We start from the raw sequence: 11,866 nt of genomic DNA, 5'->3' as shown, positions 1-11,866 counted from the left end.
TGTTTTATTCATAATGTGATACGTATTTACGTAATATAAATTAATTACACAAAAACCAATATTGCACGTTCTGGCTATGGTTTTTTCCTCTTTACGTAATTATCAAGCGGAGTTAGGGATTAAAAAATGACTACTTCCTGTACAAGTCTAAAAAATTATACCCGCTGTTGATTGAAACCAAGGAAATTCAGGGTACAGACAGAAGCTATGTCAAAACGATACTTTTATTTCAGGATATCATTCACGGTTTAGTCAAACTGGAATGTCCTGATATTCTCTATCAAGGTCAGCAAATTAAGGAAAGTGAATTAATCAGGGTGGTAAAATCATACAATGAGTGCATAAAATCACCTTATGAGATGAACATCATCTCGAAAAAACGTAATTCAATGCACTTTTATCTGCAAGGAGGTTATCAACAAATGAAGATGCAGTTGCCTACCTACAACCAAAAAGTTGAGCCATCAGGGGTACAATACAATGAACCGGGGATCAATACAACTGTACCGGTCAATTATCATCTTTTCTTACCTACTCTTGGTGTAGAATGGCATTTAACAAGCCTATCAGATAAGCTGGCTCTCAGTATGGAAGTCAGTCAATTTAAAGTCAGCAACACACTCAGCTTTCATTTTGATAATTACAACTACCAAAAGGATTTTGATGACGGAACGATCTCGCACGAATACAGACTGTTCAGAATCAGCCCTGCCGTTAAATTTTATCTCAATAACAGTTCCCGTCGTCCCTACTTAAAATTAGGGTTGGCCTTTTATTCCGTTCAAAATGAAAAAAGCTACTTAGCAGTGCGGAGTGAAGTCACTATAAGCTTATTCGCTTTTGGGATAGACATTCCCGTTTTTCAAAAATTGAAAGCCTTTGCAGAACTCAAAGCGGAAAATATGTAAGCGTATAGTTTTTTGAAAAAAGCCAACAATTCAGTTGATTTTAATAATTCATTGGTGGCTTTGTCCTTTCATTTAGGGATACGGATTTAGAGGTGCGCCCCTACCCAGGCCACGAAACCAATCGAATTCATTAACGACACCCCAATAGTCGGTTAGAAACGGGGACTCGTCGGTAAGTTACTGTTTTTTGTCTATTGTCTCCATTTGATACAAACCGTTACACGTATTTTTGAATTGATTCTTTCTATTTTTACTAAGAAAATTACCAAAATTCAATTCTCGTATGCACTTTTCTCCCCCCTTCCTTCGTATATCAGCGTTTTTGTTGAGTACATTGGGAATCGTGGCCTCCTCCTATGGCCAATCTACCCCACCCGAAGAAAATCGTTTTACCAAAAGCATCTTAACCGAAAAGTTGGATGAGCCCATGGAAATGACATTTCTTCCCGACAAACGCGTTTTGTTTGTCGAACGCAAGGGAAACCTAAAAGCATACGACCCTAAAACCAGGGAAGTGAGCGTATTGGCCGCTATTCCCGTCAATACAAAATATACCAACCGTCAGGGACAGGTACGTGAAGCGGAAGAAGGGCTCATGGGTCTGATTGCCGATCCAAACTATGCGCAAAATCACTGGATTTACATGTACTATGCCGATCCGGCCGAGAAAAAACACGTGTTGGCACGCTGGGAATTGAAAGGTGATGAATTGGTGGAAGCTTCCAAAAAAACGATTATCGAAGTACCTACCCAACGCGAAGAATGTTGCCATACCGGCGGTGGAATGGTGTTTGACAAAGCAGGAAATTTATACCTAACTACGGGTAATAACACCAGCAACAGTAATTCAGACGGTTATGCCAACTTGGATGAACGACCCAACCAAAGTACATGGGACGATCAGCGCGGCGCAGCAAGTACCGATGATTTGCGCGGTAAAATTTTGCGTATTACCCCCCAACCTAACGGCTCGTACAAGATTCCAAAAGGCAATTTATTCCCCGCGGGAACTCCAAAAACCCGTCCTGAAATCTACACCATGGGCCATCGTAACCCTTGGCGGCCTTCTATTGACAGCAAAACGGGCTTTTTGTATTGGGGCGAAGTAGGGCCGGATGCCTCACAGGACTCCGAACGCGGCCCTCGCGGTTATGATGAATTCAATCAGGCCAAAAAAGCAGGTAATTTCGGTTGGCCCTATTTCATTGGCGACAACAAAGTGTATGCAGATTGGGATTTTGAAACCAACAAAGTCAAAGCAAATTCTAAATTTGACCCCGCCAAGCCTATCAATGATTCTCCCAACAATACCGGTTTGAAAGAATTACCTCCTGCCCAAAAAGCCTTTGTGTGGTATCCTTATGCCAACTCACCGGAATTCCCTTTGGTGGGCAGTTCGGGCCGCAGCGCAACGGGTGGCCCTGTTTTCAGAAAAGCCGACTTCAAAAATGCCCCACGCTCTTTTCCTGATTATTACGAAGGCAAATGGTTGGCCGTAGAATTTATGCGCGGTTGGATTATGTCCATGACAATGGACGAAAACGGCGACTATAAATCTATGGAGCGTTTTATGCCAAGCGAAAACTTCAGCAGCGCCATTGATATGGATTTCAGCCCCGACGGCGATTTGTATGTCTTAGAATACGGCAGTGCGTGGTTTAGAGGAAATGACAATGCCCGTTTGGTAAAAATCGAATACAACGCCGGCAACCGCAAGCCAATCGTACAAGCCACTTCCGACAAAAAAGCAGGGGCTGTTCCTTTCAAAGTTGCTTTTTCTTCCGAAGGAACGCAGGACTTTGACCAGGATGAGCTTAAATACGAGTGGAAAATCACTTCTAAAGCAGGTATTTTCAAAACGCTGACTCAGGCAAACCCTACTGTTACGTTCGATAAACCGGGCACCTACAAAGCAATTTTAACGGTCACTGACCCGAAAGGTGCCAAAAACAGCCGCACGCTCGAAATCAAAGCAGGAAATGAAGCACCTGAAGTGGCATTTGAAGTAACAAAAGGGAATAAATCTTTCTTTTTTCCTAATCAAACAATTGAATACAAAGTCAAAGTAACCGACAAAGAAGACGGAAGTCTGGAAAACGGAAAAATCGCCTCAGGTCAGGTAGCTGTCAACATTGATTACATGCCCGATAGCTTTGACCCGATTGAAATTGCTTCCAACTATCAAGGTACTGACGCGTCAGTTCGTTTCAATACCGGTCATAAACTGATCAGCGCAAGCGATTGTAAATCCTGCCACATCGTGGATAAAAAATCGGTAGGTCCCAGCTACAAAGACATTGCTCAAAAATACAAAGGTGATGCAACAGCCCCTGAAAACTTAGCAAAAAAAATCATCGCAGGCGGCGGGGGTGTATGGGGCGACCACGCCATGAGCGCCCACCCGCAAATTTCGCCCAACGACGCGGCTACGATGGTAAAATACATTTTGAGTTTGGGAGAAAAACCCCTGCAGGCTCAATCCTTCCCCACCGAAGGTGCCTACACCGCTAAAGTTCCTGCAGGAGAAAACGGACGCGGCAGCTACGTATTACGGGCCGCTTATACCGACAGAGGCACCAAATTGCTTTCACCATTGATGTCTGCAAACATCCTGCATTTACGTAACCCCTCCCTCGACCCTGCCAAAGCCGAAAAAAGCAAAGGTTCGGAGTTGTTGATTACTCCTTCTAAATCATTCAATCTAATTGGCAACGATTCGTACATCGGTTACAATCAGTTGGATTTGACCGGCATTAAGCAAATCGAAATTATGGCACAAGCTACCACCCGAGTTGGTGCTTCTGGAGGCGTAGTGGAAGTTCGGTTGGGCTCACCTACGGGTAAATTAATCGGTACTACTTCACCCGTGGTGGTGAAGGATCCTGTTTTTGGCCCACCTCCTGCCGCTGCTACTACTGCCCCTGCTAATGGCAGCAAACCGGCAACACCTCCTGCGGCAGCTGGGGGCGGTCAACGAAGACAGATGGGACAACAGGCCGTTGCCAAAATTGAAGCAACGGAAGGTTTTCACGATGTGTATTTTGTTTTCAAAAACCCTAATGCCCAACCAAATCAGATTTTGATGTCGGTCAGTACGATACAGTTTCAGAATACCACCCCTAACCTATAACCCTTAATTACACGTTGATAAGGCCTCAAAATCTTATCAACGTTCATTGTATTTACTGGCTTTGGGCGTAACAATACGCTCCCTAAAATCTATCAATAAGAATGCAAAATCGCAGAAACTTCCTTAAAAACTCCGGTGCTTTGGCATTAGGCAGTTTAGCTATACCTTCTTTTGCCAATAACCTATTTGCTCCTGAAGCTTTTCCTCGTCCCGGCTTACAGTTGTTTACGCTGTTCAGAGCCATGTCTGACGACGCCAAAGGTTCTTTAGAAAAAGTAGCTGCCATTGGTTACAAAGAAATTGAGTCAGCATTCAGCATGAAAGATGGCTATTACGGCTATACCCCCAAAGAGTTTAAGAAAATAGTGGAAGACTTGGGAATGACATGGCGTGCTCACCACGTAGGCGGTGCACCTTTCCGTCCGCGTCCTGCTCAAGCAGGAGCCGCCGGTACACCACCTGCTGGCGTACCGCCGCAGGGAGCGGCTGGAGGAGGCGGCCAACCTCCTCGCCCAATGCCGGCGAATATGCCCAAACGATTGAATCTTTTGGAAAATTACCAACAAATCGTGGATGAAGCGGCCGAAGGCGGTCTTACCTACTTGGTCTGTGCTTCTACGCCTGTGGGCACATTGGATGAAATCAAAAAATCAATTGAGGTATTTGTAAAAACCGGAGAAGCTTGCAAAAAAGCGGGAATCAGTTTTGCGTATCACAATCATGCGACCGAATTTGATAAAGTAGAAGGCAAAACTCCTTACGAATTGATTCTTTCCCAAACCAGCCCTGACCTTGTTACAATGGAAATGGACATGGCATGGGTAGTAAAAGCCGGCTACGACCCCGTCGAATTATTCAAACAACAACCCGGGCGTTTTCCACTTTGGCACACCAAAGACATCAATCAGGATTTGAAAACCCCGACGGAAATCGGCAACGGGGTCGTGGATTTCAAAAAGATTTTTGCCAATGCCAAAATCGCTGGTTTGAAATATTATTTCGTAGAACAGGACATGGCTCCCAATCCTTTTGAAAGTATAGCGACGAGTTTTACCAATTTAAAGAAAATCACCTCATAATTAGCTCACTAAGAAACACTTTCACTTACTTAGTGTTGTATTACACATCCATTATCAACTCTCGTAAGTCACAAAACAATCAAACTTTTAAATCATCACTACTATGAAAAAGACGTTATTATCATTGACCGCAGCAGTTTCTGCGGTGCTGTTGGTAGCCTACACAAATCGCACAACAAGCGTATTGAGCGGTTTTGAGACGGGCACACCCGAAGTAAAGTCGATAAGTGCGCTTGCCTTTGGCCCGGAAGGTGTCTTGTTTATAGGAGATTCTAAAAGTGCATCGGTATTTGCCATCGATACCAAAGATGCCGAGACAGTTGCCACGGCTAAAGCGGTTGAAATAAAGAACATTGACCAAAAAATCGCGGCCTTATTGGGTACTGAAGCCAAAAACATTACCATTCAGGATTTGGTGGTCAATCCGCTTTCTAAAAAAGTGTATTGCGCTGTGCAATCTGGTAGCGGAGCACCTGTTTTATTAAAAATAGACGGTGACAATATCCAACCGGTAAGCTTGAAAGATATCAAGTTTTCGATGGTGGCGCTCAACAACGCCCCAGCAGAAGATGCCAAAGACCAACGCGGTCGGCCGATGCGGGTATGGGCTATTTCTGACCTCAATTATGCTGATGGCAAAGTGATGGTCAGTGGATTATCCAATCAGGAATTTGGTTCCACTTTCCGCAGCATTGCATTTCCGTTTACCAATAGCCAAAATCAATCTTCGTTGGAAATTTATCATGCGGCACACGGTCAGTACGAAACTAATTCCCCCATTAAGACTTTCACTACAGCAGAGTTAAACGGCAAGAAATTTTTGGTAGCCAGTTATACCTGCACTCCTTTAGTACTTTTCCCAATCGAAGATTTGAAAACAGGAACTCACGTAAAAGGACGTACGGTAGGTGAATTTGGCGCAGGAAACAGTCCTTTGGTACCATGAAAAAAGGAGATGAATCTTTCCTCATCATGGCAAATTCTGATCGTCCGGTTATGAAAGTTAAATTCAAAGACATTGAAACCTACCAAGGGTCACTTACTCAGCCTATCAAAGAGAATTACAGTACCGCAGGGGTACCTTACGTATCTTTCCCGATGGTAAATGTGCTGCAATTGGACAAATTGGACGATACTCAATTTATTTTCCTCCAACGCAGAGCCAACGGAGACCTTGACGTTCGGACATCCAATAACCGTTCGTTGTAAATTATGAACAAAGAAGTACGAATCAGTTTGCGCAACTCGTGCAAACTGATTCTTTTTTGTTTAGTCCTGTTCTTCGGTTGTGCCCAACGACAGGAAACTTCCAAAGCCAACCTATCCATTCACTGGAAAAATGGTCAGGCAACGGGATTATTGATACCGCTTTCCCTGCTCAATTCCATTAGCAGGGACGAAATCTCCCACTTAGTAAAAGTACAACTGGCAAGGCCAGGCATAAAAACCGCTATTCTGGGCGATTACAAAATCAGCAAAGACACCTTGATTTTTGAGCCGCTTATTCCATTCACCAGAGGATTACGCTACGAAGTTGTTTTAGAAAAAGAGCTGCTCGCCGAAATTGAAATTCCTAAATCAACGGATATTCCTACCCTATCGGGCATTTATCCCAGCCAAGATACTTTACCCGAAAACCTGCTGAAGTTCTATTTTGTTTTTTCCCGCCCAATGGTGGAAGGGCATTCTTTGCACTATATTTCATTACTCAATCAGCAAGGCGACACGTTGCCCCGTATTTTTCTGAATTTACAACCCGAACTGTGGAACGCCGAGAAAACCATTTTAACCCTTTGGCTTGATCCAGGCAGAATCAAACGTGATTTACAACCCAACAAACTTCAGGGAGCGCCATTAACCCAAGGTCAACGCTACAAATTGGTGATTTCCAATCAATGGCCCGATGAACTAGGCACTGTCTTGGAGCAGAGTTACACCAAGAATTTTGTGGTCACAACCCGCGATATGACTTCGCCCTCTACCAACGAATGGCAGGTAAAAGCTCCGCTGAAGGGCACACTTCAACCACTTGAGGTGAATGTGAAAGAAACTCTGGACTATATTTTATTGCAAAATGCGGTTCAGGTGGTGGATAGCCAAGGTCAGCCGATTGAGGGCTCCATTCAGCTCTCCGATGAAGAAAAAAAGTGGCAATTTATTCCATTGAAGCCTTGGTCTATTGGCGAATACGCTCTTCAAATCGAATCTCGCCTGGAAGACCCTGCGGGCAATAATCTGAATCGTTTGTTTGACCGTGATGTAACAAACAGTAAAAACACGCCCTCCCAACAGAAGGTATTTAAGTTAAAATGGCGAGTTAATTAAGCCTGTTACTTATTGATTTTGATTAATCCGATACACATAAGGAGGCTTATGGGCTTTCCCTGAAAACTTCTTCTTTACTCGCTCCAATATCCCTAAACTGAGCATTTTTCGTTGAAAATTTGCTCGCAACAGCTTCTTATCCAAAATCGTCTCGTACAGGCTTTGCAGTTCATTCATCGTAAATGTTTCAGACAACAGATTGAAACCCACCAATTTATGATCAAGCATCAATCGGAGCGTCTCTAAAGCTTTGTCAATAATCATATTGTGGTCAAGAATCAATGCCGGAATTTGATGTATATCATACCAGTCTCCTAAATCAGAAAAAATATCGGGCGTAGGCTGCACTTTGGAAAAATCTACCAATGCATAATAACCGATGGAGATAAACCGCTGAAGTAGCCAATGTTCTACTTCAAGTTCAAAGCCATGCGATGACATGGTTGCTTTGTGAACATCCCAATTTCCGCGATTTTGCTCCCCAAACGTATGAAATTGCTCCAAATAGATATCTTTAACTCCCGTTCGCTCCCACAAAATCCGCGTGGCAGCCTCATCTGTACTTTCTTCTTTGAATACAAATCCGCCTGGCAAAGCAAAAGCTTTTGTATGTTTAAATTCCAGTAATAATACTTTCAATTGATTTTCGTGAAACCCAAAAATGACGCAATCAACGGAGACGCTGGGCAAATATTCGGGTCCCTTATCTAAAAAAGCTTTTATTGGTTGGCTGGTAGGCATGAGATTAAATTTGCACAAAAAAAGGAAAAAATTTGGAATATCGAAGTACGGCTAATAAGTTTGTATCAAATTGATGCAAACCCACAAAAATTACCAAAGGCTTTTTAATTAATTATCCTACTTTTTATTTACAAAGAATTCAGTCTCTTGGTTTACTGTTCCAATTAGTACTGTTTTCTACGATTCAGCGTTAAATCATGCTCCAAATCTTCCACCAAGCTCAGAAGCATTCAACCCGCACGGCTATTATTTCCAATGGAGAGCACTATACATATCAAAACGTATTGGATGAATCGACGGATTTTACGTCTGTATTGCTGGGAAATGCGTTTGATTTAGCCGAAGGCCGAGTCGCATTTATGGTTGAGTCGAGTTTTGAGTATGTCAAAGTGCAATGGGCGATATGGAAAGCCGGAGGGGTAGCCGTTCCGCTTTGTACCACCCACCCTTTGCCTTCTTTGCAATATGTTATTGAAGATACTGGTGCAGAAATCATAGTAGTTTCTCCTCAATTTGAGGACATTTTACGACCGTTAGCCCAAGAAAAAGGAATTCGATTCATCGTTTTGGGTGAGGAAACAAAAACCCGAACAATCGGCTTACTGGAAATCAGCACCGAGCGACGTGCCATGATTCTATACACAAGTGGTACCACTAATTTGCCCAAAGGTGTCGTAACAACCCACGCCAATCTCGAAGCCCAAATCTCCACTCTTGTTGAGGCTTGGGAATATGCATCAACCGACGCAATTCTGTGTATTTTACCCCTTCACCACGTACACGGCATTATCAACGTCATTAGTTGTACGCTGTGGGTGGGAGGATGTGTTGAGTTTTTACCTGAATTTGCCCCGCAAAAAGTCTTTAATTGGTTTCAAAAAATGGCACAACTTAGTGTCAGCGGGATTTTCATGGCAGTTCCCACGATTTATTTCAAATTGATTGCTCATTTTGAAAGTTTGGTCGTCGAAGAACAACAGGCTCTCTCAAACGCTATGAAAACTTTCCGTCTCATGGTATCGGGTTCAGCGGCGTTACCTGTTTCCATCATGGAAAAATGGCAGAAAGTGAGCGGTCATACCTTACTTGAACGGTATGGAATGACTGAAATCGGCATGGCACTCAGCAACCCTTACCACGGTCAGCGCCGAGCAGGATTTGTGGGTGTTCCTTTGCCTAACGTACTGGTAAGATTAGTAGATGAACAAAATAAGCAAGTAGAAAAAGAGCAGGCGGGCGAAATTCAGGTAAAAGGACCGAACGTATTTTCGGAATATTGGTACCGCCCACAGGCTACTCAGGAATCTTTTACGGAAGACGGTTGGTTCAAAACCGGCGATGTAGCGATTATCGAAGAAGGTAGTTATAAGATTTTAGGACGCAGTTCCGTCGATATTATTAAATCAGGCGGTTACAAAATATCTGCCCTTGAAATTGAGGAAGTGTTACGAACCCATCTCGCTGTTAAAGATTGTAGCGTAGTAGGAATTCCCAACGAAGAGTGGGGAGAAACGGTGGCGGCCGCCTTGATAACCTCAACGACCGTTGACTTAACTGAATTGAATCAGTGGATGCGCGAACGGATGCCCTCTTATCGAGTGCCCCGGCACTACAAAATTGTGGAAGAGTTGCCGCGAAACGCCATGGGAAAAGTTACCAAAAATGACCTGAAAAAATTATGGAATTCTTAATTGCTTTTCCCTTCTGGGCTATGTTAGTATTGATTGCGCTCAATGCCTTTATCGTTTCGCGCATGGATATTGACGTAACCGACGATGACCGCTCTCTTACCCATTAACTATGGCTGACTATCTACAAAAACATGCAGTTACCTTGGTGTGCATCGCCGTTTATGTGGGCTTAATTGTCTATATCGGTTGGATTTTCCAGAAACGTGCTTCCAAAAACGTCAATGAATACTATTTGGCCAATCGCCGAATTCCGGGTTGGGTGGTGTCATTGGCTTTCTTTTCGACCTTTATCAGTACCAGTACTTACATTGGTCAGGCAGGAGAATCTTTTCGATATGGTTTGTCTTGGGCGTATGTAGCGTTGTTTTGGGTAGTATTCTGCATTATTTCCTGGCTGGTCATGGGACCGCGTATGCGGAACCAATCTGTACGGTTAAAATCATTGACGGTACCTGATTATTTTCAGTTGAGATACAAAAGCAACCTTTCCCGGAGTATTCGCGTATTGTCTTCGTTCATTATTTTATTTGCCACACTCTGGTATATGACAGGTATCGCCAAAGGTTGCGCCAATTTGCTCGAAACGGTATTGGAAGTCAATTATGGGTTAGCAGCCTTCATTATTATCTTTTTTACCTGTGCTTACACCATGGTCGGCGGGATGTATGGGGTGATGTGGACAGATGCCATTCAGGGCATTTTAATGTTTGGTGTAGCTATTCTTATGTTTGTGATTCCGTTTTGGTACGTAGGTGGGTATGAACCGATGATGACAAAACTTGCCTATTTAAACCATCCCTCCAAAACGGGCGAAGCAATCGGTCGGGGTATGGTAACTTTTGGAGATAGAGCTTCTTTCTCTTACATTTTGGCAATCGGGCTTTCCATCGGCATGAAACAAATTGCTGACCCCAAGCTCATCATTCGATTTTATTCCATCAAAGACCGGGCAAGTATGCGCTTTGCCATGATTTGGACACCTGTTTTTTTGGGAATTTCACTCTTATGTGTGTTTTGTATCGGAGCTTTTGTTCACGGAATGGTTACTCAAGAAGAAGCTGCAAAACTTATCAACAATACAGATCAGGTGGTGGGAGTGATGTTTAATAAATTGAACAACTCCTTGGTAACGGGAATTTGCATGATGGGTCTGTTTGCCGCTGGAATGTCTTCATTAGCATCGGTAATACTAATAGCGGGTACCTCCATAGTCAAAGACATCTGGCATATTTGGAAGCCGATGGCTGAGCATAAAATTGTAGCTCGTACCAAAGGAAGTATGCTGTTGTATTGCCTATTGGTATTTATTTTCACTTTATACCCACCAGCCGGCGTCGTCGAAATGTCGTCTTTTGCAGGTTCCGTTTTCGCGGCAAGCTTTTTTCCAACCATTTTCGGAGGGCTTTATTTCCGCTGGGGAACTGACTTAGGAGCGGTAGCTTCTATGGTAGCAGGTATGGTTATTAATGTGATTTGGCGATTTGGTATACGTTTCAATGTTGAAACCCTGAGCGAAATTCATGAAGTATTTCCCGCTTTTTTGGTTTCCTTTCTCGTATATATTATTGTCAGCAAATTGAGTCCAAATCGTGTTCCAAATGAAAATCATTTAGCCTTAGTCTTTGGTAAAAAAACCGTACAATCGTCTATTTGACAATTAATTAAAAACCGCGTCTATTTTCAAAAAACGAAGAAACAGCAAATTTTTTACGAGTATAATACCATTATTACTACCTTTGCATTCGTGTGTTGAATCAACACCGTTCGTGCCAATAAAATTGACGTAATTCCAAAGTTAGTTACTTCCACACCCGTTTTAAAGTATGTTTTATAGTTGATTACTCGCTTTAACCCGTGAGAGATTAAATAATAACGGCAGTGCGCGCAAAGTAATGCTATAACAAAAAAATAGACAACTGGGGCAAATGCCTAACTTTGGAGTGACTAAACTCAAAGATTATGTACCTATTTTGCCCAAGTTGTCACAGCACA

General features: G+C 43.1%; 9 protein-coding genes. 8 read left to right on the top strand and 1 reads right to left on the bottom strand.

What is annotated here, in order from left to right; translation table 11 throughout:
• The first annotated feature begins 167 nt into the window (after positions 1-167).
• From Q0081_RS02135 to Q0081_RS02110, 6 genes are all read left to right on the top strand, one after another.
• Entirely contained in the window at positions 168-908 is a 741-nt protein-coding gene (locus Q0081_RS02135) for a hypothetical protein (RefSeq protein WP_298348709.1), read from the top strand.
• A 283-nt stretch (positions 909-1,191) separates the two neighbouring features.
• Positions 1,192-4,038 carry a PQQ-dependent sugar dehydrogenase gene (locus Q0081_RS02130; protein ID WP_298348708.1) on the top strand — a complete coding sequence of 949 codons (2,847 nt, stop codon included), beginning with the start codon at positions 1,192-1,194 and terminating at the stop codon, positions 4,036-4,038.
• Positions 4,039-4,139: 101 nt separating this feature from the next.
• Positions 4,140-5,117 (top strand): sugar phosphate isomerase/epimerase, encoded by a 978-nt coding sequence (locus Q0081_RS02125; RefSeq protein ID WP_298348706.1) that lies wholly within the window; start codon positions 4,140-4,142, stop codon positions 5,115-5,117.
• A gap of 103 nt (positions 5,118-5,220) precedes the next feature.
• Entirely contained in the window at positions 5,221-6,063 is an 843-nt protein-coding gene (locus Q0081_RS02120; protein ID WP_298348704.1) for a hypothetical protein, read from the top strand.
• The gene (locus Q0081_RS02115) at positions 6,060-6,326 is read left to right on the top strand and encodes a hypothetical protein (RefSeq protein WP_298348703.1); all 267 of its coding nucleotides are present in this window, start codon (positions 6,060-6,062) and stop codon (positions 6,324-6,326) included. Before Q0081_RS02120 ends, Q0081_RS02115 begins: the two co-directional genes overlap by 4 nt.
• 3 nt (positions 6,327-6,329) lie before the next feature.
• Positions 6,330-7,442: a hypothetical protein gene (locus Q0081_RS02110; protein WP_298348700.1), complete on the top strand. Its 1,113-nt coding sequence runs from the start codon at positions 6,330-6,332 to the stop codon at positions 7,440-7,442.
• 9 nt (positions 7,443-7,451) lie between these two features.
• Here Q0081_RS02110 and Q0081_RS02105 read toward each other — a convergent pair whose 3' ends face one another.
• Complete coding sequence (locus Q0081_RS02105) at positions 7,452-8,183, bottom strand: NrtR DNA-binding winged helix domain-containing protein (RefSeq protein ID WP_298348697.1); 732 nt, start codon at positions 8,181-8,183, stop codon at positions 7,452-7,454.
• 197 nt (positions 8,184-8,380) lie between these two features.
• On the opposite strand from Q0081_RS02105, the gene Q0081_RS02100 reads away from it, so the two are divergent.
• Together Q0081_RS02100 and Q0081_RS02095 are read left to right on the top strand one after the other, a co-directional pair.
• The gene (locus Q0081_RS02100; protein ID WP_298348695.1) at positions 8,381-9,874 is read left to right on the top strand and encodes an acyl-CoA synthetase; all 1,494 of its coding nucleotides are present in this window, start codon (positions 8,381-8,383) and stop codon (positions 9,872-9,874) included.
• A gap of 109 nt (positions 9,875-9,983) precedes the next feature.
• A complete protein-coding gene (locus tag Q0081_RS02095) occupies positions 9,984-11,528 on the top strand; it encodes a sodium:solute symporter family transporter (protein ID WP_298348693.1) in 1,545 nt (514 codons plus the stop codon).
• The last annotated feature ends 338 nt before the right edge of the window (positions 11,529-11,866 follow it).

It is taken from the genome of Runella sp. (genome assembly GCF_027484545.1).
GTDB lineage: Bacteria > Bacteroidota > Bacteroidia > Cytophagales > Spirosomataceae > Runella.
This window is presented reverse-complemented; position numbering and strand designations above follow the sequence as displayed.